Origin of the sequence: Pigmentiphaga soli (assembly GCF_039541095.1) — a bacterium.
Lineage (GTDB): Bacteria > Pseudomonadota > Gammaproteobacteria > Burkholderiales > Burkholderiaceae_B > Pigmentiphaga > Pigmentiphaga soli.
In genome coordinates, this window is sequence record NZ_BAABFO010000013.1 from 69,503 (window position 1) to 92,510 (window position 23,008).

General features: G+C 69.0%; 23 protein-coding genes. 10 read left to right on the forward strand and 13 right to left on the reverse strand.

Annotated elements, in window-relative coordinates; all coding sequences use genetic code 11:
- The first annotated feature begins 15 nt into the window (after window positions 1-15).
- Window positions 16-996: a Bug family tripartite tricarboxylate transporter substrate binding protein gene (locus ABD927_RS14460; protein WP_345250530.1), complete on the forward strand. Its 981-nt coding sequence runs from the start codon at window positions 16-18 to the stop codon at window positions 994-996.
- 10 nt (window positions 997-1,006) lie between these two features.
- On the forward strand, window positions 1,007-1,888 hold the full coding sequence (locus ABD927_RS14465) for an amidohydrolase family protein (RefSeq protein ID WP_345250531.1): 882 nt from the start codon (window positions 1,007-1,009) through the stop codon (window positions 1,886-1,888).
- A 75-nt stretch (window positions 1,889-1,963) separates the two neighbouring features.
- Here ABD927_RS14465 and ABD927_RS14470 read toward each other — a convergent pair whose 3' ends face one another.
- From ABD927_RS14470 to ABD927_RS14490, 5 genes are read right to left on the reverse strand one after another with little or no spacing between them, the layout of a single operon-like run.
- Entirely contained in the window at window positions 1,964-2,458 is a 495-nt protein-coding gene (locus ABD927_RS14470; RefSeq protein WP_345250532.1) for a MaoC family dehydratase, read from the reverse strand.
- Between the two features lie 3 nt (window positions 2,459-2,461).
- Complete coding sequence (locus ABD927_RS14475; protein WP_345250533.1) at window positions 2,462-3,649, reverse strand: acetyl-CoA C-acyltransferase family protein; 1,188 nt, start codon at window positions 3,647-3,649, stop codon at window positions 2,462-2,464.
- A 1-nt stretch (window position 3,650) separates the two neighbouring features.
- A complete protein-coding gene (locus tag ABD927_RS14480) occupies window positions 3,651-4,664 on the reverse strand; it encodes an SDR family NAD(P)-dependent oxidoreductase (RefSeq protein WP_345250534.1) in 1,014 nt (337 codons plus the stop codon).
- Between the two features lie 24 nt (window positions 4,665-4,688).
- Complete coding sequence (locus ABD927_RS14485; RefSeq protein ID WP_345250535.1) at window positions 4,689-5,945, reverse strand: CaiB/BaiF CoA transferase family protein; 1,257 nt, start codon at window positions 5,943-5,945, stop codon at window positions 4,689-4,691.
- A 12-nt stretch (window positions 5,946-5,957) separates the two neighbouring features.
- On the reverse strand, window positions 5,958-6,944 hold the full coding sequence (locus tag ABD927_RS14490; RefSeq protein WP_345250536.1) for a Bug family tripartite tricarboxylate transporter substrate binding protein: 987 nt from the start codon (window positions 6,942-6,944) through the stop codon (window positions 5,958-5,960).
- Window positions 6,945-7,051: 107 nt separating this feature from the next.
- Here ABD927_RS14490 and ABD927_RS14495 point away from each other — a divergent pair, with 107 nt between their 5' ends.
- A complete protein-coding gene (locus ABD927_RS14495; RefSeq protein ID WP_345250537.1) occupies window positions 7,052-7,984 on the forward strand; it encodes a LysR family transcriptional regulator in 933 nt (310 codons plus the stop codon).
- Here ABD927_RS14495 and mctP read toward each other — a convergent pair.
- Both mctP and ABD927_RS14505 read right to left on the reverse strand, forming a co-directional pair.
- Complete coding sequence (mctP, locus tag ABD927_RS14500; RefSeq protein ID WP_345250538.1) at window positions 7,981-9,486, reverse strand: monocarboxylate uptake permease MctP; 1,506 nt, start codon at window positions 9,484-9,486, stop codon at window positions 7,981-7,983. The genes ABD927_RS14495 and mctP overlap by 4 nt on opposite strands.
- Window positions 9,483-9,665: a DUF3311 domain-containing protein gene (locus ABD927_RS14505; RefSeq protein WP_345250601.1), complete on the reverse strand. Its 183-nt coding sequence runs from the start codon at window positions 9,663-9,665 to the stop codon at window positions 9,483-9,485. Before ABD927_RS14505 ends, mctP begins: the two co-directional genes overlap by 4 nt.
- 227 nt (window positions 9,666-9,892) lie before the next feature.
- Here ABD927_RS14505 and ABD927_RS14510 point away from each other — a divergent pair, with 227 nt between their 5' ends.
- On the forward strand, window positions 9,893-11,107 hold the full coding sequence (locus ABD927_RS14510) for a mechanosensitive ion channel family protein (RefSeq protein WP_345250539.1): 1,215 nt from the start codon (window positions 9,893-9,895) through the stop codon (window positions 11,105-11,107).
- On the opposite strand, the gene ABD927_RS14515 is transcribed toward ABD927_RS14510, so the two are convergent.
- A complete protein-coding gene (locus ABD927_RS14515) occupies window positions 11,076-12,833 on the reverse strand; it encodes a monovalent cation:proton antiporter-2 (CPA2) family protein (protein ID WP_345250540.1) in 1,758 nt (585 codons plus the stop codon). The two genes, ABD927_RS14510 and ABD927_RS14515, sit on opposite strands and share 32 nt — an antisense overlap.
- Window positions 12,834-13,114: 281 nt before the next feature.
- On the opposite strand from ABD927_RS14515, the gene ABD927_RS14520 reads away from it, so the two are divergent.
- Window positions 13,115-13,489 carry a response regulator gene (locus ABD927_RS14520; protein WP_345250541.1) on the forward strand — a complete coding sequence of 125 codons (375 nt, stop codon included), beginning with the start codon at window positions 13,115-13,117 and terminating at the stop codon, window positions 13,487-13,489.
- Here the strand turns inward: ABD927_RS14520 and ABD927_RS14525 are convergent.
- Window positions 13,486-14,694: an MFS transporter gene (locus ABD927_RS14525; protein ID WP_345250542.1), complete on the reverse strand. Its 1,209-nt coding sequence runs from the start codon at window positions 14,692-14,694 to the stop codon at window positions 13,486-13,488. The genes ABD927_RS14520 and ABD927_RS14525 overlap by 4 nt on opposite strands.
- Before the next feature lie 119 nt (window positions 14,695-14,813).
- On the opposite strand from ABD927_RS14525, the gene ABD927_RS14530 reads away from it, so the two are divergent.
- The gene (locus tag ABD927_RS14530; protein ID WP_345250543.1) at window positions 14,814-15,224 is read left to right on the forward strand and encodes a ferric uptake regulation protein; all 411 of its coding nucleotides are present in this window, start codon (window positions 14,814-14,816) and stop codon (window positions 15,222-15,224) included.
- A gap of 101 nt (window positions 15,225-15,325) precedes the next feature.
- On the opposite strand, the gene ABD927_RS14535 is transcribed toward ABD927_RS14530, so the two are convergent.
- From ABD927_RS14535 to ABD927_RS14545, 3 genes are read right to left on the reverse strand one after another with little or no spacing between them, the layout of a single operon-like run.
- The gene (locus tag ABD927_RS14535) at window positions 15,326-16,291 is read right to left on the reverse strand and encodes a sterol desaturase family protein (protein WP_345250544.1); all 966 of its coding nucleotides are present in this window, start codon (window positions 16,289-16,291) and stop codon (window positions 15,326-15,328) included.
- Window positions 16,292-16,293: 2 nt separating this feature from the next.
- Window positions 16,294-17,094 (reverse strand): polysaccharide deacetylase family protein, encoded by an 801-nt coding sequence (locus ABD927_RS14540; protein WP_345250545.1) that lies wholly within the window; start codon window positions 17,092-17,094, stop codon window positions 16,294-16,296.
- Window positions 17,081-18,073 (reverse strand): YncE family protein, encoded by a 993-nt coding sequence (locus tag ABD927_RS14545; protein WP_345250546.1) that lies wholly within the window; start codon window positions 18,071-18,073, stop codon window positions 17,081-17,083. Before ABD927_RS14545 ends, ABD927_RS14540 begins: the two co-directional genes overlap by 14 nt.
- Before the next feature lie 249 nt (window positions 18,074-18,322).
- On the opposite strand from ABD927_RS14545, the gene ABD927_RS14550 reads away from it, so the two are divergent.
- Window positions 18,323-19,231, forward strand: a complete 909-nt coding sequence (locus ABD927_RS14550) for an EamA family transporter (RefSeq protein WP_345250547.1) — start codon at window positions 18,323-18,325, stop codon at window positions 19,229-19,231.
- 179 nt (window positions 19,232-19,410) lie between these two features.
- Here the strand turns inward: ABD927_RS14550 and ABD927_RS14555 are convergent, their stop codons facing one another.
- Entirely contained in the window at window positions 19,411-20,037 is a 627-nt protein-coding gene (locus ABD927_RS14555) for an FMN-dependent NADH-azoreductase (RefSeq protein WP_345250548.1), read from the reverse strand.
- A 119-nt stretch (window positions 20,038-20,156) separates the two neighbouring features.
- On the opposite strand from ABD927_RS14555, the gene ABD927_RS14560 reads away from it, so the two are divergent.
- From ABD927_RS14560 to ABD927_RS14570, 3 genes are all read left to right on the forward strand, one after another.
- The gene (locus ABD927_RS14560; RefSeq protein ID WP_345250549.1) at window positions 20,157-21,137 is read left to right on the forward strand and encodes a LysR substrate-binding domain-containing protein; all 981 of its coding nucleotides are present in this window, start codon (window positions 20,157-20,159) and stop codon (window positions 21,135-21,137) included.
- A gap of 179 nt (window positions 21,138-21,316) precedes the next feature.
- On the forward strand, window positions 21,317-22,081 hold the full coding sequence (surE, locus tag ABD927_RS14565; protein WP_345250550.1) for a 5'/3'-nucleotidase SurE: 765 nt from the start codon (window positions 21,317-21,319) through the stop codon (window positions 22,079-22,081).
- Between the two features lie 296 nt (window positions 22,082-22,377).
- Window positions 22,378-22,998, forward strand: coding sequence for a protein-L-isoaspartate(D-aspartate) O-methyltransferase (locus ABD927_RS14570; RefSeq protein ID WP_345250602.1), 621 nt, complete (start codon window positions 22,378-22,380; stop codon window positions 22,996-22,998).
- The last annotated feature ends 10 nt before the right edge of the window (window positions 22,999-23,008 follow it).

A 23,008-nucleotide genomic window follows, 5' to 3' on the forward strand; every position in this document is an offset into this window, starting at 1 on the left:
GACGGAGACATACCCATGAAAAACAAAGCATTGAAGTCCCTATTGATCGCAATCGCCATTTTCTCGCTGGAGGGCAGCCTGCCCGTGCGTGCGCAGGCCCCCGCCTGGCCGAGCCAGCCGATACGGCTCATGGTTCCTTTCAGCGCAGGCGGAGGGGCTGACAATGCCGCTCGGATCGTCGGCCGTAAACTCGGGGAGCGCCTCGGACAGCCGGTCGTAATCGAGAACCGGCCCGGCGCAGGCGGCGTCATCGCCGAATCGGCCTTGGCCCAGGCGCTGCCCGACGGATACACGATGCTGTACGACTCATTCGCACTAGCCGTCAACGCAACGCGGCGGAATCTCTCGTTCGACCCGCGTACGGACCTGGTTCCGGTGACGTCTACTGCAACCGCCGAGACGGTGCTCGTGGCGAATCCGCGATTGCCGGTGAGAACGGTGAAAGAGTTGGTGGCTTATGCGAAGGCCAATCCCGGCAAGGTGAGCTATGCGTCCGCCGGGGTAGGAAGCGTGGCTCATCTTTCGGGGGAGATGCTTGCTTCGGACAATGGGCTGAACCTGCTCCACGTGCCCTACAAGGGCGGGGGCCAGGCCATCACGGATCTGATGGGCGGGCAGGTCGACATCTACTTTGCCGCGCCAACCTCGACCCTTGCGTCCATCAAGGGAGGCAAGCTTCGCGCACTGGCGGTCACCTCGCCCGAGCGAGCGGATTATCTGCCCGAACTGCCGACGATGGTCGAACTGGGATATCCCGACTTCGTCATGGAAACCTGGCATGGCCTTTTTGTGCCGCGCGGCACGCCGCCGGAAATCCTGTCGCGGATCGACCGCGAAACCCAGGCCGTTCTGGCGGATCCAGAGGTGCAGAAACTTATGCGCGCCAGCGGCCTTACTCCCCGCATCAGTGATCAGCCCACGTTTGCCCGCTTCGTCGACGCGCAGATCACGCGCTGGTCGCGATTTCTCAAGGACCGGGACATCCAGATCGACTAAGGGGCTCCCTGTGCAAGCCGCTGTCACGGATTACGCGGCCGACCGGTCACCCCGGAATGCAGCGCCGCCCAATTCCTGCGATTCTCACTTTCATATTTACGATGCGAGATTCAAAGAAGCGCCACCGGCCAATGCGGCGGACACGCCGCGCAACGCCACGGCCGCCGATTACGCGCGGCTGCGCCATCGACTGGGCATGCAGCGCGCCGTGGTCGTCCAGCCGCGGGTATACGGTACGGACAACAGCGTCACCCTGGACGCCATCGAACGCCTGGGCCGCGACTGCACTCGGGGCATTGCCGTCGTGACACCGCAGGTATCCGACGCCCAATTGCACGCGCTGCATGACGGAGGCATCCGCGGCGTCCGACTCACCTTGTACACGACCGACCCCAAATCCGTCGCTCCAACGAGCGCCGACATGATCGGGCCGATAGCCCATCGCATCGCGCCGCTTGGTTGGCATGTCCAGCTCCATTTGCTCGCTTCCCAGATAAGCGAACACGCCTCGGTGATCGCACGCCTGCCTTGCCCCGTGGTTTTCGACCATCTCGGCAGGCTTCCTCCGGGTCCCGACGCACTGCGCCATCCAGCGTTTGACCTGGTGCGAAGCATGCTGGTCGATGGGCGCGCATGGCTGAAGCTCAGCGGCGCCTATCTGAATACGGTCTCGGGCGGTCCGGCATATGCGGATACCCACGCGGTCGCGCGCGAATGGGCAGGCATCGCGCCGCAGCGATTGGTGTGGGGCAGCGACTGGCCCCATGTCACCGAATCGCACAAGCCCGATACCTTCCGGCTATTCGACCTGCTGGCGGAATGGGTGCCGGACCAAGCGCAACGCAATCGGATTCTGGTGGACAACCCCGCAGTCCTTTATGGCTTCGGTTAGGAATTCGCCTTCGCCAGCCATACATCCGCCGCGCGATGGCGCCAGTGGGAGCGCGATGCCGGTATCGTGCCGCAGCTATTCCTCGTAGCGCACCATGATCTGCCAATCGGCATGCACCGATGGCCGCGGCGCATCCTCGGCCTGCACCGTGACGTTCCAGGAACAGCGGGCCTCGCCGGACCGGGTCTTTGCCACCTGGGCCAGCGCGAATCGGGCCGCCACGCGCGAACCGGAAAGAACCGGCGCGGTGAACCGGATCCTGTCGAAGCCGTAGTTCAACAGCATCGCCGCGCGGGGGAAGGCGATGCAGCTCGCCTGCCAGTACGTGAGCAGGGACAGCACGAGAAAGCCATGCGCGATGGTGTGTCCGTACGGCGACTCGGCCATCGCGCGCGCCGGGTCCACATGGATCCACTGGCTATCGCGCGTAAGCTGCGCGAACCGGTCGATCATTTCCTGGTCGATGACGACGCTTTGGGAAACGATGGCTGGCCGCCCCACGAAGCGGGTCAGCGATTCGACGGAATCGAACTGCTCGATGACCGAGGGGAGGGGAGGATCGCTCGCCATGATTCAGATGCGTTCGAAGATGGCGGCGATGCCCTGTCCGCCGCCGATGCACATGGTGACCAGCGCATACCGGCCGCCGATCCGGTGGAGTTCGTGCAGGGCCTTGACCGTGATGATGGCGCCCGTGGCCCCCACCGGATGCCCCAGGGCGATTCCCGATCCGTTCGGATTGACCTTGGCGGGATCCAGGCCGAGTTCGCGGATGACTGCGCAGGCCTGCGCCGCGAAGGCTTCGTTCGACTCGACCACGTCGAGATCGCCGACGCTCAAGCCAGCCTTGTCCAGCGCGGCGCGCGTGGCGGGAACCGGGCCGATGCCCATGTAGCGCGGATCCACGCCCGCGTGGGCATAGGCCACCAGCCGGGCCAGGGCCCGCGCGCCGCATGCCCGGGCGCGCGCGCCTTCCATGAGCACGAGCGCCGCCGCGCCATCGTTGATTCCCGATGAATTGCCCGCCGTGACGGTGCCGTCGTCCGGCGCGAACACGGGCCGGAGTCCGGCGAGGTCCGACGGGCTGAGGTCGTTGCGGATATGCTCGTCATGGGCGAACGTGACGCTGCCCTTGCGGCCCGGCACCGACACGGGGACGAGCTGCGCATCGAAGCGGCCCTCGGCAACGGCCAGCGCCGCGCGGCGATGGCTTTCGACGGCGAGCGCATCCTGTTCTTCGCGCGTGATGCCGTACTTCCTGGCCACGTTTTCCGCCGTCATGCCCATGTGGACCCGGTGGAACGGGTCGTGCAGCGCGCCGAGCAGGGTGTCCACCATGGCCGTGTCGCCCATGCGGGTGCCAAAGCGCAGCGCCGGACTGGCGTACGGGGCGCGCGACATGCTTTCGGCCCCGCCCGCCACCGCGGCCGTGCAGTCGCCGAGCAGGATGGACTGCGCCGCCGAAACGATGGCTTGCAGGCCCGAGCCGCACAGGCGGTTGACGTTGAAGGCCGGCGTGTTCTCGCCGCAGCCGCCTTCGATGGCCGCGATCCGCGATAGATACAGGTCGCGCGGTTCGGTGCTGATGACCTGGCCGAAGCAGACCTGCTCCACCTGGCCGGCGTCGATATCCGCCCGTTCCACCGCGGCGCGCAGGACCTGGGCGGCCAGCGCGACGGGCGGCACGTCCTTCAGGCTCTTGCCGAAACTGCCGATGGGCGTGCGGACGCCGGACAGGACCACGACTTCTCTACTTGCCATGTCAGCATTCTCCATGGCGCACAGGTCCGCCGCACGACTCAGCGCTGCGCCAGCCAGGATGCCGCGGATCCGGCTCCGCCGGCCCGCCCGCATCGCCCCCAGGAGGGCGCGCGAAGCGCGCAGGGGAGGTCATACTCCGGGCTTTGGCGATCTCATGGCGCATCTGATCGAAACCGGTGGCGGGAACGATCTCCCCCTGGCGATCGGCCACCTCGTCCAGACGGCCGAGCAGGACGTTGGCCGACAACTCGGCCTCGCCCAGGCATATGCCGCGGGTCATCGTGATGTTTGCCTGCTCGAAGCTGCCCGCGCCCGCCATCAGGATGGTCCGGTTCGGGGCGTTTTCCGCGACGAGGGCGACCACGGCCGGGCTGACCGACGCGGGCGCGAGCATGGCCAGCGCCTCCGGGTCGAGCAGGCCTTCGGTCATGGCCGTGGCGGCCGTGGGAGCCAGGCAGTTCACGCGCACGCCATACCGCTCGCCCTCCAGGGCCAGGGTCTGCATCAGGCCGACCAGCGCCATCTTCGCCGCGCCGTAGTTGGCCTGTCCGAAGTTGCCGTAGAGGCCGGAGGAGGAGGTCGTCATCACGATCCGCCCGTAGTTCTGCTCGCGCATGGCGTTCCAGACCGCGTGGGTGCAGTGCACCGAGCCCATCAGGTGAACCTCCATCACCAGCCTGAATTCCTCCAGGCTCATCTTGGCGAAGGTCTTGTCGCGCAGGATGCCGGCATTGTTCACCAGGATATCGACCCGGCCCCACCGCGCGACCGCCGACTGCACCATCGCCTGCACCTGCTGCGGATCGGTCACGTCGGCGCCGTGCGCGCAGGCGTCGCCGCCGGCCGCGCGGATGGCGTCCACGACGGCCTGCGCGTCGGAATCCGGACGCTCGGCACCCTTGTCGTTGACCAGCACCCTGGCGCCATGGCGCGCGAGTTCGAGCGCATGGGAACGGCCCAGGCCGCGTCCGGCTCCGGTCACGATGGCGATGCGGCCTTGCAGAAGTTGTGTCATGGATTCTCCGGGTTATCGAAATCGTCAGGGGGCCAGCGGCGCGGCCGCCTCGGTATGTGTCCGGATGACGCCGGCGCGCTCGAGTTCGGCGATGGCCCGGTCATCCAGGCCCGCCCGGGCCAATATGGCGTAGGTGCCCTGGCCCACCGCAGGCGCGCCGGCCGGGGTGGGGCCGCCATCCTGATCGAAATGGAAACCGATGCCCCGGGTCCGCACCTCGCTCCCGCCCTGGCGGAAGCGGTAGTCTGGCAGGTTCACGCAGCCCGTGGCATCGACTTCCTGGAGGAATTCCTCAAGCTTTCTGACCCGGGCCGCGGGCACGCCCGCCTGGCTCAGCCGCGCTTCCAGCCGCGCCGCGCTGCCGGCCGCAAAGGCCAGCCGCAGCCGCTCGACCACGTAGCCGCGGTCGTTCGGGACCACGAACCCGCTGGGCGCATTGAAGGCGGCAAGGTCGAGCGCCCGGGGGTCGTCGCACAATTCTTCGATCCCGAGGACGGCGGTCAGCTTGCGGAACTGGGCCGGCGTGTTGGCCGCGACCGCCAGCCAGCCGTCCTCGCACCGGTAGGTGTCGGCCGCGGGGCTGCCCGTGTAGCCGCGATTGCCGACCCGGCGCGTGGGCGTGCCGTCGGTCAGGTAGGCGCAGGTATTCGGGTACATCAGCATCAGCGAGGCCTGGACCATGGAGACGTCGATGTACTGGCCGGCGCCGTCGCGCGACCTGCGGTGCAGCGACGAAACCACGGCCAGCGCGCCCAGCATGCCGACCGCCACGTCTATGACGGGAAAACCCACCTTGAGGGGCGGGGCGTCATCGCCTTCCCCCGACATCATCATCATGCCGGTCAGGGCCTGCACGACATGGTCGTAGGCGCCGCGCTGCGACCAGTCCCCTTGCTGGCCGAAGCCCGAGATGGAGCAGTAGACGATGTCCGGCCTGACGGCCTTGATCGACGCGTAGTCCAGCCCGTAGCGCGCCACCACGCCGGGCCGGAAGTTCTCTATGAACACGTCGGCCGATGCGGCCAGGCTGCGTATCAGTCCGGCCCCTTGCGGCGTCCTGATGTCCAGCGCCAGCGATTGCTTGCCGGCGTTGATGGCGGCGAACCCGGTGGGCGTGTCGGTGTCGGCCCCGTCTTTCATCGACCGCATCACCTCGCCCGCCAGCGGCGGTTCCACCTTGATGACTTCGGCGCCCAGCTGCGCCAGGTAGAAGGAGGTGAGGGGGCCAGCGATGACGTGCGACAGGTCCAGCACGCGCACGCCTTCGAGCGGCTTCGACATGAGCGCTCCCGGTCAGCCGGCGGTGATGCCGGTAAGTTTGATGATGTCGGCCCACTTGCGGTATTCGCTGCGCACGAAGGCCGCGTCGTCTTCGGGGCTGTCGCTCTTGATCACGCGGTTTCCGGCCGCTTCGAACATGCTCCGGACCGAGGCGTCCTTGAGCGCCGCCGTCGCCGCGTCGTAGAGCCTGCCGACCGCCTCGGCGGGCGATTTGCGGGGCAGCCACACGCCGAACCAGAATTCCTGGATCGCCAGGTCGCTGTGCAGGATGTCGTGCAGCGGCGGAACGCCGGGGAGCTCGGCCAGCGGGTCGCGGCTGGTCACGGCCAGGGCGCGCAGCTTGCCGCTCTTGACCTGGGGAATGGCGGTTCCCGCGATGGCGAAGGCGAAGTCCGTCTCGCCGCGCAGGAGCGAGAGCGGAATCTCCACCGAGCCCTTGAACGGAACGTGCACCGCATCGGCCTTCAGCAGCGACACGAAGGTGGCGCCGCCCAGGTGCGCGCCCGACCCGATGCCGCCGGAAGCGAAATTCAGCTTCCTGGTGCCGGCCTGCAATGCGGCAATGAGGTCCTGCACGGTGCGGTAGGGCGAACTGGCGGACACCACCAGCACGGTGGGCGAGGTGGCGATCAGGGTGACCGGCAGGAAATCGTTGACCGGATCGAACATCAGGCTCGGCTGCAATGCCTTCTGGATCAGGTGCGAATTCGAGCCCAGCAGCGCGGTGTAGCCGTCGGGCGCCGCCTGGGCAACGTACTGGGCAGCCAGCACGCCGCCCGCGCCGACCTTGTTCTCGACCACGATGGGCTGGCCCAGCGCCGAGCCGAGCCCGGGGGCGAACTGCCGCACCATGATGTCGGGCCCGCCGCCGGCGGCGTAGGGGACGACGATGTGCACGGCTCGCGACGGATAGGGCTGAGCCGCCCGGGCCGTGGCGTCGAATATCAGGTTGGCGCCCAGTGCGCCCAAGGCGCCCAGGCAGAAAGTGCGGCGTTCCATGTCGTCTCCTCGTCGTGCTTTTGTAATGAGGAGAAGAATATCGAACTGCCATAAATAGAAAAGGAATATATTTTCATACAGCGATAACTTTATTTTTGATATGCGCGATGGCCGAATCGACCGAACCCGACCACCTGGTCGCCAAGCTGCGTTTTCGCCACCTGCGCCTGCTGAAGGAAGTACAGGCCACCGGCAGCCTGCGGGCGGCGAGCCAGGCGCTCAACCTGACGCAGCCGGCGGTCAGCAAGGCGCTGACCGAAATCGAAAGTGCGTTCGGCTTTGCGCTGTTCTCGCGCACGGCGCGCGGCCTGACGACGACCGCGCAAGGGGAGGTGGTGCTTCGCGGCGCCACGTCGCTGCTGGAAGAGCTCGCCCATCTTCGCGCCGAGGCCGCGACGGCCGCCCGCTTCGCGGCCAAGATCCGGATCGGCGCCCCGCCGTTCGTGGCGCAAACCTATTTGCGCGACGTGATCGCAAGGCTGGCGAAAAGTGAGCTACCCGTGCGGGTGCAATTGACGGAGGAACGGGTGCCTGCCCTGATCCAGGCGCTCCAGCGCGGCGAGCTCGATGCGCTGATCACCACCTTCCCGCTGCGGATGCTGGAATCCGATGCGGGCCTGTTCGAATACGTCAATCTGTTCGAGGTGCAGTTCGCCGTCGTCGCGTCCACGGAACATCCGCTCGTCCGCGCCCGGCGCGTGGACTGGGCCCGCCTGGCCCAGGAAGCCTGGGTGATGCCGGTGGAAGGATCGATGGGCCGCAAGCTGATCGAGGACTGCTTCACGCACGCCGGGGTACCCGTTCCCACGCCGGTGATCGAATCGACCAGCCCGACCACCGGCGTCCAGTTCGTGGCCGCCGGCCTGGGCATCGGCATCGTTCCGGACGTGGCGCTGCTTCAGCGCAGCGCCTTGCGGGCGGGCTCGGTCAGGCAGGTGCGCGTCGCGCCCGAGCCGCCTTCCAGCGTGGTGGCGCTGATCTTCCGCAAAGGGCCGCCCAATCCCCGGGTGGCCTTGTTGAAAGAAGCGCTGGGGCTTTAGCCCCGTGGCCCGGCAGCGGCGGGACGCGCCTGCGGCGCCACGAGACCGTGGACAAGCTGCACCACGACCGCCACCACGATATTGGCCACCAGCGCCAGCAGCCCGGTGTACACGGTGTACGAACCGCCCGCCAGCACCATCGTGTGCACCGGCTTCACTCCGTCGGCATACGCCAGCCAGGTGCCGCCCGCCAGCCCCACGACCCACCCCGCCAGCAGCGCCGGGCTGCGGAAGCGATTGTTGAACAGGCCGAACACCACGGCGGGGAAGGTCTGCAGGATCCATACGCCGCCCAGCAGCTGCAGGTCGAGCGCGAACTGGGTGGGCAGGAACAGGATGAAGATCAGCGCGCCTACTTTCACCACCAGCGATACGATCTTGGCCACCGCCGCCTCGCCGGCGGGCGTAACATCCGGATGCACATAGGCTTTCCAGAAGTTGCGCGTGAACAGATTGGCCGCGCCGATCGACATGACCGCCGCCGGCACCAGCGCGCCGATGGCGATGGCGGCGAAGGCGAAGCCGGCGAACCACGACGGGAACAGCGCGTTGAACAACGCCGGCACCACGTCGTTGTTGCTTTGCAGGGTCAGGTGGGCGGCATGGGCCATGTAGCCGAGCAGCGCGATCAGCCCGAGCAGCAGCGTATAGGCCGGCAGGAAGACGGCATTCCTGCGGATGGTGTCGGCGCTGCGGGCGGCGAAGATGCCGGTCAGCGTGTGCGGATACATGAAGGCCGCCAGCGCCGAGCCCAGCGCCAGCGAGGCATAGGGCAGGAACTGCGCCGGCGACAGCAAGAGGCCGGTGGCGCCCCCCTTGGCCGCGAAGGCCTGGCCGGCGGCGTCGAACACCGCGCCGTAGCCGCCCAGCCGGCTGGGCACCAGCACCACGGCCACCAGCACCACGATGTAGATCATCAGATCTTTCACGAAGGCGATCAGCGCCGGCGCCCGCAGCCCGGCCGAATAGGTGTACAGCGCGAGGATGACGAAGGCCGCCGCCAGCGGCAGTTCGCCCGTCAGCCCGAGCGCCTTGATGACCACGCCCATGCCGACCAGCTGCAGCGCGATGTACGGCATGGTCGCCAGCACGCCGGTCAGCGCGATGGCCAGCTCCAGCGGACGCGAGCGGTAGCGGCCGTAGACCACGTCGGCCGCCGTCACGTGCCCTTGCGCATGGGCCGCCTTCCACAGGCGCGGCATGATGGTGAACACGATCGGATAGACCAGGATGGTGTAGGGCAGCGCGAAGAAGCCGTAGGCGCCCACCGCATAGACCAGCGCCGGGACCGCGATCACGGTATAGGCGGTGTAGAAATCGCCGCCCACCAGGAACCAGGTGATCCACGGCCCGAAGCTGCGGCCGCCCAGGCCCCATTCGTCCAGATGGGCGGCCACGTTGCCGCGGCCGCGCCAGCGGCTGGCGGCAAAGCCCATCACCGTCACGAGCGCGAAGAAGAACAGGAAGACGCCGAGCGCGGTCCAGTTGATTTGGCCGATCATTGCCGTTCCTCCCGTTCCGGATGCCCGCGGTAGACCAGCCAGGTCAGGAAGGCGGTGACCGGCACCCACAGCAGCTGGTACCAGTAGAAAAATGGGAAGCCCAGCAGGTCGGGCAGTTCCCGGTTATAGAATGGCACCCACAGCAGCCCGACGAACGGGATGAGCAGAAGAATCCACATGGCCGTTTTTCTCCCCAGCGGTGCGGCCTGCGCGTGCCGTCTGACGGATGCGTCCTTGGCGGTGCCGGCCTGTGGTCCGAGCGTGAGCGTTTCCCAATGGCCGCGCAAGCGATGGTTGTAACCAACGGCTGCGAGGCGGCGCGGCACGAAAAGCAATTTCACGTCTGGCCGCGAACCAGGGCCGGTCCGGGCCTGTCCCGTTCTTTTATTCCCCTTTCACGCTGCCCATGACTTCCTTCCTCGATCTCGACTTCCTTCCCGAACCGCTGCGGCCGTGGGCCATTCTGCTTGTCGCCATGGTGGTGGCCATCGCGATCGCGCTGGCCGCCCACCGGATCGGCATCGAGGTGCTGCGCCGCGTCGCCCACCGCCGCCCCTTCGTGCTGGCGGCCACCCGCACGGCATTCCGCGCCAGCCAGACGGTGGTCGTCCTGTTCGCGATGCGGATCGTGCTGACCGGCGCGCCGGAAGACCTGCGCTATGTGGAGGGAGTGTCCTACATCGTTACCGTGGCGCTGATCGTCGCGCTGACCTGGCTGGCGCATGCCTGCGTGGAAGCCGTCAGCACGACCGTGATCGAGCTCAATCCCTATGACGTGGCCGACAATCTGAAAGCCCGGCGGCTGTTGACGCAGACCCGCGTGCTGGCGCGCAGCGCGCATTTCATCATCGGCCTGCTCGGGCTGGCGTTCGTGCTGCTGACCTTGCCCGGGGCGCGCCAGTTCGGCGCCAGCCTGCTGGCCTCGGCCGGGGTGGCCGGCCTGGTCGCCGGTATCGCCGCGCGCCCGGTGCTGGGCAACTTCATCGCCGGCCTGCAGATCGCCTTCACCCAGCCGATCCGCATCGACGACGTGCTGATCGTCAACGGCGAATGGGGCAGGGTGGAGGAAATCACCGGCACCTTCGTGGTAGTCAGGATCTGGGACGAACGCCGCATGATCGTGCCGCTGCAGTGGTTCATCGAAAACCCGTTCGAAAACTGGACCCACAATTCGGCCACGCTGCTGGGCACCGTATTCCTGTGGCTCGATTTCTCGGTCCCGCTGGCCCCGCTGCGGGCCGAGTTCGAACGGGTCTGCAAGTCGGCCAAGCAATGGGACGGACGGGTCGCGGTGGTGCAGGTGACCGACGCCGACGAGCGGGCGATGCAGGTGCGCTTCCTGGTCAGCGCCGGCAATTCGGGCGATGCCTTCGACCTGCGCTGCCTGCTGCGCGAGGCGCTGATCGATTTCATCGCCCGCGAGTATCCGCTGGGCCTGCCCAGGCTGCGGGCCAGTACCGGGCCATTGCAAGGCGAAGAAGACGGGGACGGGAAAAAGGGGGAAGGCACGCGGGGCGGCAGCCAGCCCTCGGGCAATGCGGCCGCGCCGGCGGTATCGTCGCCCAGTCCGGAGCACGAGGCGGACGGCGTCAGGGCGGATCCACCCGCTGTTCGACGTTGAAGCGGACCATCGACCGGCCGGCATAGATGCCGCCGGCGATCTCCAGGCGAAAGCGTTCGGCGTCGCGCTCCCTGACGTCGGCCGACAGCCGGTCGGCCTCTTGCCGCGAGCGGCCGAGGGCGAGCAGCGCCGCATGCCCGAAGGCCATCGCCGATTCGAAGGTCTCGCGCACCTGGTAATCGACGTCGGCCGCCACCAGCGCCAGCGCGTGTTCGCGGTCGCGCGCCCGCACCAGCAGGCGAGCATGGGGAAATTCCGACTTCGCCAGCTGCACGATGCGGTCGGCCGTTTCCGGGTGGTCGACGCAGACCAGGATGGCCTTGGCCGTCCCGGCGCCGGCGGCGCGCAGCACGTGCAGCTGCGTGCCGTCGCCGTAATAGACCTTGAAGCCGAAATCCCAGGAATCGCGGATCGCCTGCGTGCTGGTTTCGATCAGCGTGACCGGCACGCCGGCGGCCAGCAGGTTCTGCGTGGCGATCTGCCCGAAACGGCCGAAGCCGATCACCAGCACGCTGTCGCGCACGCCCTGGGCCGTCTCCAGTCCTTCGGCCGACGGCGCCGTCGGCCGCGCCAGCCGGCGCTGCGCGGCCGCCGCCAGCGGCGTGAGCGCCATCGACAGCACCACGATGGCGGTCAGGTCGGCCCGCACCGGGTCGGCGATCACGCCGGCCGCCGCCGCGGCCGCATACAGCACGAAGGCGAATTCGCCGCCCTGCGCCATCAGCACGGCGCGGTCTAGCGCATCGGCGTGGCTGCTGCGCAGCAGGCGGGCCACCAGGTAGATGCAGGCCGACTTGGCCGCCATCATCGCCGCCACGCCGCCGAGGATGAAAGCCCAGTGCGCCGCCACCGTGCGCACGTCCAGCGACATGCCGACGCCGAGGAAGAACAGGCCCAGCAGCAGGCCGCGGAAGGGCTCGACCTCGGCCTCCAGCTGGTGGCGAAAGCTGGACTCCGACAGCAGCACGCCGGCCGCGAAGGCGCCCATCGCCATCGACAGGCCGCCCGCCTGCATCAGCAAGGCGGCGCCCAGCACCACCAGCAGCGCCGCCGCGGTCATCACGTCCTGCGCCTTGGAGCGCGCCAGGATGCGGAACAGCGGATCGAGCAGCCACAGGCCGGCGGCGAACAGCGCCGCCAGCGCCGACAGCCCCATGCCGACGCCGATCCAGCGCGACGACGGTTCGGCATGGGGCGCCATCGGCGCCATGACGGCGACCACCGCCAGCAGCGGCACGATCAGCAGGTCTTCGAACAGCAGCACGGCCACGATCTGCTGCCCGGCCGGGCGCCCCAGCACGTTGCGCTCGGCCAGCATCTGCATGACCACCGCGGTCGAGGTCAACACGAAACCCGCGCCGCCGATGAACGCCGCCGGCAGCGGCAGGCCGGCCAGCAGGCCCACGCCGGTGAGCGCCGCGCCGCACACGGCCACCTGGGCCGCGCCCAGCCCGAAGATCTCGTGCCGCAGGCTCCACAGGCGCGACGGCCGCATTTCCAGCCCGATGATGAACAGGAACATCACCACGCCCAGTTCGGCCACGTGCAGGATGGCGGCCGGATCGCTGAACACGCCGATGCCGAAGGGGCCGATGACCAGCCCCGCGGCCAGGTAGCCCAGCACCGAGCCGAGCCCGAGGCGGCGGAACAGCGGCACCGCCACCACGGCCGCGCCGAGCAGTATCACCACGTTGATCAGGTCGCTCGTACCGCCGTGTTCCGCCATGGATCTCCTCCGTTTGCGCACCGCCCGCGCAGCGGCCCCCGCCGCCGTGCAGCACGGATTCTCCCATGCCGGCCGCGGCGGCGAAGCGCGCCGCGGCGCGGGCTTCGTCCAACGATTTGCATGGTGTAACGCCGGCCGGCCGGATCCGGCCAGTTTGGTTAAGATGTCGCCGCCGGCGGCCGGCCCGCGGCAACGGCTGCCGGTGCGGGCATGCGAATTGCGACTCCCGTTCGCCCCGGTGGCGGGGACACGAGAAGATCCATTGCCGGAGGAGCCTGGAGTTGAACCAAGATTCGCGTCGACGCGTCCTGATCGTCGACGACTACGTCAGCGGCGCCGAAGCGCTGGCGGAAGCCTGCAGCGAGCACTACGACGTCCGTTTCGTGGGCGGCGGCTCGGCGGCGATGGAAGTCACGCTGGCCTGGGAGCCGTCGGTGGTGGTGCTCGACATCGACATGCCGGCCCCCAATGGACTGGACGTGGCCCGCATGATCCGCGACATGTCCCACCTGGACGGCATGGTACTGATCGCCGTGACCGGGCGCGGCGCCGCCTTCGACCGCGACGAGGCGCTGGCGCACGGTTTCGACAGCTACCTGACCAAGCCGGTGGACGTGAACCGGCTGCTGGCGCTGATCGCCGACGCGCTGGGTTAGGCCTGGCCCACGAAGCGCCGGCGGCCGGCCTGGAACGACGCCCAGCCCTGTACCGCCGCCAGCGCCGCCATCAGCCACAGCGTGGCCTGCCACGAGCCCGTATGGTCGCGCAACAGGCCGCACACCACCGGCCCGGCGGCGGCGATCAGGTAGCCGAGCCCTTGCACCATGCCCGACAGCGCGGCCGCCTGCTGCGCATTGGCGGCCCGCAGCCCGATGAAGGCCAGGCTCAGCACCAGGCTGCAGCCGAGCGCCAGGCCGCTGAGCGCGATCCATGCCAGCGTCCAGCCTGGCGTCAGCGCCAGGCCGGCGAAGCAGGCCATGCACAGCAGCGAGACGCCCAGCGCCAGCCGGCGATGGTCGCTGATCCGCGCCAGCATCAGCGGCACCAGCACGCTGGCCAGCAGCGCCGTCATCTGCATCATCGCCAACAGCCATCCGGCGGCCGCCGCGCCGATGCCGATCTCCGACACCATGGATGGCAGCCATGCCACCAGCGTGTAGAAATTGAGCGCCTGGATGCCCATGAATAGCGTGACCTGCCAGGCGATCGGCGAGCGCCACACCGACACCGGCGCCGCGTGCGAGGCGGCATGCGCGGCCGGCGGCGGAGGCGACTGGCGCGCGCGGCGGCGCCAGGCCAGCGCCGCGGCCGCGGCCAGCACGCACCAGCAGTCCAGCGCGCGGCGCCAGCCGCCCGCGAGCGCCTGGGCCAGCGGCACGGCCAGCCCCGCCGCCATCCCGGCCGCGAAGGTCATGACCATCGCGTACATGCCGGTCAGCGTGCCGATGCGGCGCGCGAAATCGCGCTTGACCACGGACGGCAGGATCACGTTGCCGATGCCGATCGCCACGCCCAGCAGCAGCGTGCCGCCGTACAGCCATGCCAGCCCCGGCAGCGACCGCAGCGCGATGCCGGCGGCCAGCAGCACCATGGCCAGGAACAGCGCGCGCTCGATGCCCAGTCGGCGGCCGGCGGCCGCGGCCACCAGGGAAAACAGGGCGAACACGGCGATCGGCAACGTATTGAGGAACCCCGCCGCGGCCGCGCTCAGGCCCGTCGATTCGCGGATCTGGCCCAGCAGCGGCCCGACGCCGGTCAGCGGCGCGCGCAGATTGGCGGCCACCAGCAGCACGCCCGCGATCGCCCCGGCGCCGTCGGCGGAAAACACGGAGGAACGGGGCTCGGCAGGCTGGACGGTCATGGCGTGGGGGAGGAGAAGCGGGAACGGAAGGCCCGCCGATTGTAGGCGATCGCGCCAGGCGACTGCCCGGACGCGCGCCAACCGTCTACACTACCGGCATTGGCTCCTGGAGAACGCGCATGGCTTCGGATTCGAACGAGCTGAAGGGCAGCGGCCTGAAGGTCACTTTCCCGCGGCTGAAGATCCTCGACGTCTTCCGCAGCAGCGAGCAGCGGCACCTGAGCGCCGAAGATGTCTACCGGCAGCTGGTGGCGGCCGGCGTGGAGATGGGGCTGGCCACCGTCTACCGTGTCCTCACGCAGTTCGAGCACGCCGGGCTGCTCAAGCGCAGCCAGCTGGGCAGCAGCAAGGCGGTCTACGAACTCAACGACGGCGAACGCCACCACGGCCACCTGGTGTGCACGCAAACAGGCGAGGTCAAGGAGTTCTACGATCCGCAGATCGAGGCCCGGCTGCAGCAGATCGCCGCCGACATGGGCTACCAATTGTCCGAATACACCCTGACGCTATTCGCCTGGCCCAAAGGTTGATTCCCCCTACGCGCTTCGCGCGTCCCCCCAAGGGGCGGCACTGGCGGGCCGGCGGAGCGGATCCGCTGTGCCCTGGATGGGCGGCGCCCGCGCCTGGCGGGTTATCCGCGGCCTAGCAGACGCAAGATGCCCAGCCACTGCTGGCTCAGGAACGAGCGTCCGTAGTCGCGGCCGCCGCGGTCGGGCTGCTGGTCGACGATGCCGGTGGGGCCGTAGTCGCCGTGGAAATCGGCGGTGCGGAACAGGATGTCCCATATGGGGAACAGCACCGCGAAATTGCAGCCATAGGGGCGGGCGGGGGCCTGCCCGGGCGCGTGCGATTCGGCAATCGCGTGGTGGTGGCGGTGGAAGCGCGGCCCGACCAGCAGGCGCTGGCCGAGGCGGCCGAAGGCCAGGCGCACATTGGCATGCGAAAAGCTTTCCACCAGGCGGCCCAGGATCACGACCGCCACGAACTGCCCCGGCGGCACGCCGATCAGGTGCGATACCGCCACCACCACCGTATCGCGCATCAGGTCGCTCAGCAGGTGATTGCGGTTGTCGCTCCACAGCGTCATCTGGCGCTGGCTGTGGTGCACGGCGTGCAGCGCCCACATCCATTCGAAGCGGTGCTCGGCGCGGTGGAACAGATAATCGATCAGGTCGAACACCAGCAGATAGATCAGCAGGCTGACCCAGGCCACGTCGGTCACGCCGGGCCACAGCCCGTCCAGCTGCAATTCCTCGATGCCCAGCACGTGCAGCCGGCCGAACAGCGCGTCGGCCAGCGGCTCGGTGGTGAAGAAAAGGAATACCCGGAACAGCCCCAGCGTGTGGATCGCGGTGTACAGCACGTCGACCCGCACCGAGGCGTGGTCGTGCAGCGCCTCCGCCGGCCGCCAGCGCTGCAGCGGCGCGAACACGGCCACCATGATGGCGATCTGCACCAGCCCGGCCAGCAGCCACATGGTGGCGTCGAAGCCGTCTTCGATCAGATTGCTCAGGCCCAGGTGGAACATCGCCGGCTGCACCACCGTTTCGAACAACCATTGCTGGCATTGCGAGAAAACGTCGACGAACGTGTCCATGGTCAGCGGCGAGGATGGGACGCGAGCCAATCGCGGTAGGCCGGATGCTCGGCCAGGGTGGCGAAACAGAATCCCTTCTGCTTGAGGCCGGCGATCAGCGGCTCCAGCACGGCCGGGGCCCACGGATCGCGGCGCGACCAGATGCCCAGGTGGGCCATCAGGATATCGCCGGCCTTGATGTTGCGCAAAGCGCGTTGCAGCAGCGTGGCGTTCGGGTAGCGGTCGCTGGGCAGTTCGTCGCCCAGGAAGCCGGCGTCGGCCCAGCCGACATGGCGGTAGCCGCAGCGCTGCTCGACCGCGCGCAGCAGGGCGGGCGAGGTCTTGCCGCCCGGGGCGCGGAACAGCGGCAGCATCGCCTGGCCGGTCATCGCCCGGAAGCGGTCCGCCGACTGGTCGAGCTCGGCGCAGTAGCGGTCGATGTTCCACGTTTCGCGCTTGCCGGCCGCGGCGCCGAACTGCGGCTTGAAGCGGAAGGTGTCGGCGCCGGCGTCGCCCTGCCAGTACACATGGTCGTAGGTGTGCGAGCCGAAGGCATGGCCTTCGGCCGCCCGCGCGCGCCACCAGGCGGCCCAGTGGTCGTCCAGGCTGCTGCCGCCGCCGCGCGCCGGTTCGTTGGCCAGGAAGAAGGTGGCATGCACATGCTGGCGGTCCAGCACCTGGGCGATCAGGTCGGCCACGCCCATGTGGCCGGTGTCGAAGGTCAGGTAGACCGGCTTGGCGCAGGCGGCCGGCGCGGGGGCCGGGGCGGCGGCGACGGAACCGGCGGCCAGCACGGCCGCGGCCAGCAGGCTAGCGCGGCGCATGGTCCAGCGTCCATACGCCGTGCGGCGAGCGGCCCACCTTGACCTGGCGCTCCACGCGGCGGTTCCGGGTGTCGATCATGGTCAGCTTGCGCGCCCAGCGCGAGGTGACCAGGATGGTCTTGCCGTCGGCCAGCACGTCCATGCAGTCGGGACCGCCAGGCGCCGGATAGTGGTCGACCACGGTGCGGCTCACGAAATCGATGCGGCTGATGGTGTCGGCCACGCGGTTGCTGACGAACACGTGGCGGCCGTCGCCCTGGGCGCGGAAGGCATGGGCGCCGGCGTCGGTCTTGAGCCGCTGCACCAGCCGCGCGGGCGAAACGGTCAGGTCGTAGATCTCGACGTAGCTGTCGCCGGTCAGCGCCACCAGCAGTGTCTTGTCGTCGGGAGTGATGAAGACGTCGGCCGGCGTCTTGCCCACCGGAATGATCCAGCGCGGCTGCTGCGTGGCCAGGTCGATCGCGATCAGCTGGTCGCTGTCCTGCAGCGAGGCGTAGACGGTGGTGCTCCTGCTGTCGATGGTCAGGTGGCTGGGCGTCTTGGGCGCGGCGATCCGCCTGGCCAGCCTGAATGGCATCGGCGCGGCGGGCTCCCAGCGGTAGATGTCGATGTGGTCGAGCCGGTTGGCGGCCGTCACGAACCACTTCATGTCGGGCGAGAAGCGCAGCTGGTAGGGATCGGAGATGCCGGTCACGGTGCGCTGGACGGTGGCGGTATGCGGGTCGATGAAGGTGAGCGAATCGCTCAGCGCATTGGCCACGATCACCGATTTGTCGTCCGGCGTCAGGTACAGGTGATGCGGCTCCTTGCCGGTGGGAATGCGGCGCAGTTCCTTGAAACTGACGGGATCGACCACGCTGACGGAGGCGTCGAGCGAGTTCAGGACGATGATGGGGGCGGGGGCGGCGCGGGCCGCGGCGGCAAGGGCGAGACCGAGGCCGGCCGCGAAGGCCAGGCGCACGAAAAAAGCGGGTTTCAAGATGTCGTCCACAAGGCGCCCGGCGGCGGCTTCCGGCCCGTCGGGAGGCCGCGCGAAATCCGGGCTTAGAGAGTGCACATAGTCTATGTGGACGCCTGACGGACGGCTTATTTCTAACAAAAAACCACCATTGCGGCGGGACGCTTTGTTGGCCGGCCGCCACATCCCGGCGCCGGCGGGGGTTTTCCCGGGCCCGGGACGGCCGGCGTATCATCGCCTGTTTCCGTTTTTGCCCCCCGGACCGCCGCCTTGGACATCTCGCTGCTGTGGATTCCCGCCACGCTGATCGCCGCCGCCGCCCAGACGGCGCGCAACACCATGCAGCACCGCCTGACCGAGACGCTCGGCACGGTGGGCGCGGCGCAGGTCCGCTTCCTGTACGGTTTTCCGTTCGCGTTGCTGTTCCTGCTGGTCAATGCCGTGGCCGGCGGCCAGCAGGTGCCCGCGCCCAATGCCTCGTTCCTGGCCTTCGTGGCGGGCGGCGCGGTCACCCAGGTGATCGGCACGGTACTGATGCTGGCCACGATGCAGCTGCGCAGCTTCGCGCTAAGCACCGTCTATGTGAAAACCGAGCCGGTGCAGCTGGCGATCTTCGCGGTGGCGGTGCTGGGCGATCCGCTCACGCCGCTGGGCGCGCTGGCGGTGCTGACCGCCACTGCGGGCGTGATCACGATGTCGCTGAAACCGGGCGCCGGCTCGCTGGCCGGCGGCGGCTGGCAGGCGCCGCTGCTGGGCATCGCCTCGGGCGCTTTCTTCGCCTTGTCGACCGTGGGGTTCCGCGGCGCCATCCTGGCGCTGGAAACCGGCACGCCGCTGATCCGGTCGTCGACCGCGCTGGTGTGGAGCCTGGCCATGCAGACGCTGATGCTGGTGGTCGTGCTGGGCGTGTTCCGCCGCGACGCGCTGGTCGGCAGCCTGCGCGTGTGGCGCTCGTCGCTGACGGCCGGCTTCATGGGCGCCTTCGCGTCCCAATGCTGGTTCATCGGCTTCGCCCTCACGGTGGCGATCAACGTGCGCACGCTGGGGCTGATCGAAGTCCTGTTCGCCCAGATGGTGTCGCGCCGCTTCTTCGCGCAAACGACCAGCGCGCGCGAAAAGATCGGCGCGGCGCTGGTCATCGCCGGCCTGCTGCTGCTGGTGGCAGGACCAGGCCACTAGCTCCGCTGGCCGCCTCCGCGCCGCCATCCAGGATGCGGCGGATCCGGCTCCGCCGGTCCGCGCGCATCGCCCCTTGAGGGGCGCGCGAAGCGCGTAGGGGTGGGCCTTTCTTCCGGGCGCGCGAAGCGCGTAGGGGGGCCTTTCTTCTGGGCGCGCGAAGCGCGCAGGGGTCGGTACTCCTACGCGGCCTTTGCATAGCCGCGGCTTTGGTCGCGGGCCAGCGCGAGCGCCTTTTCGCGCGCTTCGGGTCCCATGCCCACGCCTTCGGCGCGCACGATTTCGACGTCGGTGATGCCGAAGAAGCCGAATACGGCACGCAGGTACGCTTCCTGGTGGTCCATCAGCTGCTCGAACTTGGTGCCGGCATACATGCCGCCGCGCGAAGAGACGATGATCACGCGCTTGCCGCCGGCCAGGCCCTGCGGGCCTTCGGCGGTGTAGCGGAAGGTCTTGCCGGCCTGCGCCAGGCGGTCGATCCAGGCCTTTAGCTGCGACGGCACCGAAAAGTTGTACATCGGCGCGCCGACCACCACCACGTCGGCTTCCAGGAATTCGTTCAGCAGCGTGTCGGTGTAGGCCACTTCCTTGAGGAAGGCCGGGTCGCTGGACAGCGCCACGCCGGGCTGCGGCCGCAGCGATTGCAGCAGCGCGTTGTCGAGATGGGCCGGCGCCTGCGCGACGAGGTCGCGGTGCGTGAGCCTGGCGCCGGGATGGGCCGCCAGCAGCGCCTGGGCGACGGCGGCGGTCAGTTCGCGCGTAACGGACAGCGCGCCCGACGCGCTGGAATCGACTTGCAGGATGTTCATGGTGGCTCCGTGGAAAACAGGTCGTGTTGTCTATGGAGCTACGATATATGGGCAACAATCCGGATAGAATAGCGACGGATGGAATTTATATTTCCACGAATGGAATAATGGTGACCGCCATGCAAGATCTGAACGACATGTTCCTGTTCTCCAAGGTGGTCGAGCACGGCGGTTATTCGGCCGCGGCGCGCGCGCTCGGCATGCCGGTGTCCAAGCTGAGCCGGCGCATCGCCAGCCTGGAACGCGAACTGGGCGTGCGCCTCCTGAACCGCACCACCCGCAAGGTTTCGCTCACCGACATCGGCCACACCTATTACCAGCACTGCGCCGCGGTGGCGGCCGAGGCGCGCGCCGCGCAGGATGCCATCGACCGCACCTCTTCGCAGCCGCAGGGGCTGATCCGGGTCAGCTGCCCGGTCGGGTTGCTGCAAAGCAACGTCACCGACATCCTCATCGCCTATCAGGTCCGCTATCCGCTGGTGCGCGTGCACCTGGAGGCCACCTCGCGCCGGGTCGACGTGGTGGAGGAGGGCTTCGACGTGGCGCTGCGGGTGCGCCAGCCGCCGTTCGAGAACTCCGAACTGGTGGTCCGCCCGCTGGCGGGCGCGGCGTCGACGCTGGTGGCCTCGCCGGAATTCCTCGCCCGCCACGGCCGGCCGGCCACGATCGAGGATCTGTCGGCGCTGCCGACCGTATCCATGGCGCAGGCGGGCGACCGCTACAGCTGGACCTTCAAGGCCCCCGACGGCCGCGACGTGTCGGTGTCGCATACGCCGCGCCTGGCCACCGACGACCTGGCCACGCTGCGCCAGGCGGTGCTGGCCGGCGTCGGCATCGGGCTGGTGCCGCTGCACCTGGTCGCCTCCCACCTGCAGCAGGGCGCGCTGGAGGCCGTGCTGCCCGGATACACGCTGCCGTACAGCGTGGTGCAGGCCGTGTTCGCGTCGCGCCGCGGGCTGGTGCCGGCGGTGCGCGAGTTCGTCGACGCGCTGGTCCAGGGCTTCGAATTCGTCTCCGGCATCGACGACGAGCGCCTCGCGCGCCTGCCGCTGCGCGAATCCGACGCCTGCCCGAAAGCGATCGCCGCGCCAACTGCATAGGTGAGCGCCCAGCCGCCCCAGGATGTACAATCCTCCGGGCGGTCGGCGGCCCCGAGGCGCCGCGAGGCCGGCCGCCCACCGCGCCGGGGCGGTAAGCCAAGCCCGCAGGGTCAGCCTGACGGGCTTTTTCATGCACCGCCTGCCTGACGTTTCCCTCTATCCACGGCGCCGGACGATACATGCTGATTCTGGTTTCGAATGACGACGGCTATTTCGCGCCGGGCCTGACGGCCCTGGTCGAGGCGCTGCGCCCGCTGGCCGAACTGGTGGTCGTCGCCCCTGAAGTGAACCGCAGCGGTTCGTCGAACTCGCTCACGCTGGACCGCCCGCTGTGGGTCCGGCGCGCGGCTTCCGGCTTCATGTACGTCAACGGCACGCCTTCGGACTGCGTGCACGTCGCGCTCACCGGCCTGCTCGACCGCCGGCCCGAGCTGATCGTGTCGGGCATCAACGACGGCCAGAACATGGGCGAAGACACGCTTTACTCGGGCACGGTGGCGGCCGCTACCGAAGGCTATCTGTTCGGCATCCCGGCGATCGCCTTCTCGCAGGTGCAGAAAGGCTGGCAGCACGTCGACGCCGCGGCCGCGGTGGCGCGCGGCTTCGTCGAGCGCTTCATCGCGGCGCCGCTGGCCGCGCCGATACTGCTCAACGTCAATATTCCGAACCGCCCGGCGTCCGAACTGCGCGACATCCGCGTCACCCGCCTGGGCAAGCGGCATCCTTCGGAACCCGTGGTACGCTCGACCACGCCCTACGGCGAAACGGTGTACTGGATCGGCCCCGCCGGCAAGGCCGCCGACGCCACGCCTGGCACCGATTTCCACGCCTGCGCGGACGGCGCCGTATCGGTCACGCCGCTGAAATTCGACCTCACCGGCGTCGACCAGCTCGACACCGTGCGCGCCTGGATGCGCCCCGAATGGACCGCCGCCGGCCGCTGACGCCCGGCCCGGCTCCGGCCTCGCGCGGCGGGGCGGCCGGCACCGGCCGCGCCCCGGGGGCGTCGCCGTCGCGGCGCGCGCCGGCGGCGGCCGAGATCACGCCCGCCAACAGCAACACCCGGGTCACGCTCGGCCGGCCGCAATCGGCGCCCGCGCGCCGGCCGGAATCGCCGGCGCCGGCGGCGCGGCCGTCCAACAGCAACACGCGGATCGAAACGACGCGCCCGCCGGCGTCCGCCGGCCCCGTCAGGCCACCGGCCCGGCCGGCGGAAAACCTGGGCCTGAACTCCGAACGCATGCGCGCCGCGCTGGTCGACCGCCTGCGGGCCAACGGCATCGACGACGAGCGCGTGCTGGCGTCGATCCTGGTCGTGCCGCGCCACCATTTCGTCGACGAAGCGCTGGCCAGCCGCGCCTACGAAGACGCCGCGCTGCCCATCGGCCACGGCCAGACCATCTCGCAGCCGTGGATCGTCGCGCGCATGATCGCGGCCGTGCGCCACGGCCGCGAACTCGGTAAAGTTCTCGAGGTCGGTACCGGGTGCGGCTACCAGGCGGCGGTGCTGGCCGGCGTCGCGCGCGAGGTCTATTCCATCGAGCGCGTGCGCCCGCTGCACGAACTGGCGCGCGGCCGGCTGCGCGCCATGCGGCTGCCGCACGTGCGGCTGGTGTTCGGCGATGGCATGCTGGGGCTGCCCAGCGCGGCGCCGTTCGACGCCATCGTGGTGGCGGCCGCCGGGCTGAAGATTCCCGACGCGCTGCTGCAGCAGCTGGCGCCCGGCGGGCGGCTGGTGGCCCCGGAGGGCGGAACGCGCCAGCGGCTCGTGATGATCGAGCGCAAGGGCGCCCACAACTGGGTGCGGACGGAACTCGAGCCGGTGCGGTTCGTGCCGCTGCGGCCCGGGGTATTGTTGTAAACGGATAGGA

Bases quoted from the DNA above. Each gene is read 5' to 3' on its own strand.
- ABD927_RS14540 (WP_345250545.1), bottom strand. From the start codon at position 17,094: ATGCGCCGCGCTAGCCTGCTGGCCGCGGCCGTGCTGGCCGCCGGTTCC.
- ABD927_RS14505 (WP_345250601.1), bottom strand. From the start codon at position 9,665: ATGTGGATTCTTCTGCTCATCCCGTTCGTCGGGCTGCTGTGGGTGCCA.
- ABD927_RS14470 (WP_345250532.1), bottom strand. From the start codon at position 2,458: ATGGCGAGCGATCCTCCCCTCCCCTCGGTCATCGAGCAGTTCGATTCC.
- ABD927_RS14555 (WP_345250548.1), bottom strand. From the start codon at position 20,037: ATGAACATCCTGCAAGTCGATTCCAGCGCGTCGGGCGCGCTGTCCGTT.
- ABD927_RS14460 (WP_345250530.1), top strand. From the start codon at position 16: ATGAAAAACAAAGCATTGAAGTCCCTATTGATCGCAATCGCCATTTTC.
- ABD927_RS14515 (WP_345250540.1), bottom strand. From the start codon at position 12,833: ATGGCGGAACACGGCGGTACGAGCGACCTGATCAACGTGGTGATACTG.
- ABD927_RS14560 (WP_345250549.1), top strand. From the start codon at position 20,157: ATGCAAGATCTGAACGACATGTTCCTGTTCTCCAAGGTGGTCGAGCAC.
- mctP (WP_345250538.1), bottom strand. From the start codon at position 9,486: ATGATCGGCCAAATCAACTGGACCGCGCTCGGCGTCTTCCTGTTCTTC.
- ABD927_RS14475 (WP_345250533.1), bottom strand. From the start codon at position 3,649: ATGGCAAGTAGAGAAGTCGTGGTCCTGTCCGGCGTCCGCACGCCCATC.
- surE (WP_345250550.1), top strand. From the start codon at position 21,317: ATGCTGATTCTGGTTTCGAATGACGACGGCTATTTCGCGCCGGGCCTG.
- ABD927_RS14495 (WP_345250537.1), top strand. From the start codon at position 7,052: ATGGCCGAATCGACCGAACCCGACCACCTGGTCGCCAAGCTGCGTTTT.
- ABD927_RS14525 (WP_345250542.1), bottom strand. From the start codon at position 14,694: ATGACCGTCCAGCCTGCCGAGCCCCGTTCCTCCGTGTTTTCCGCCGAC.
- ABD927_RS14510 (WP_345250539.1), top strand. From the start codon at position 9,893: ATGACTTCCTTCCTCGATCTCGACTTCCTTCCCGAACCGCTGCGGCCG.
- ABD927_RS14485 (WP_345250535.1), bottom strand. From the start codon at position 5,945: ATGTCGAAGCCGCTCGAAGGCGTGCGCGTGCTGGACCTGTCGCACGTC.
- ABD927_RS14570 (WP_345250602.1), top strand. From the start codon at position 22,378: ATGCGCGCCGCGCTGGTCGACCGCCTGCGGGCCAACGGCATCGACGAC.
- ABD927_RS14490 (WP_345250536.1), bottom strand. From the start codon at position 6,944: ATGGAACGCCGCACTTTCTGCCTGGGCGCCTTGGGCGCACTGGGCGCC.
- ABD927_RS14530 (WP_345250543.1), top strand. From the start codon at position 14,814: ATGGCTTCGGATTCGAACGAGCTGAAGGGCAGCGGCCTGAAGGTCACT.
- ABD927_RS14535 (WP_345250544.1), bottom strand. From the start codon at position 16,291: ATGGACACGTTCGTCGACGTTTTCTCGCAATGCCAGCAATGGTTGTTC.
- ABD927_RS14480 (WP_345250534.1), bottom strand. From the start codon at position 4,664: ATGACACAACTTCTGCAAGGCCGCATCGCCATCGTGACCGGAGCCGGA.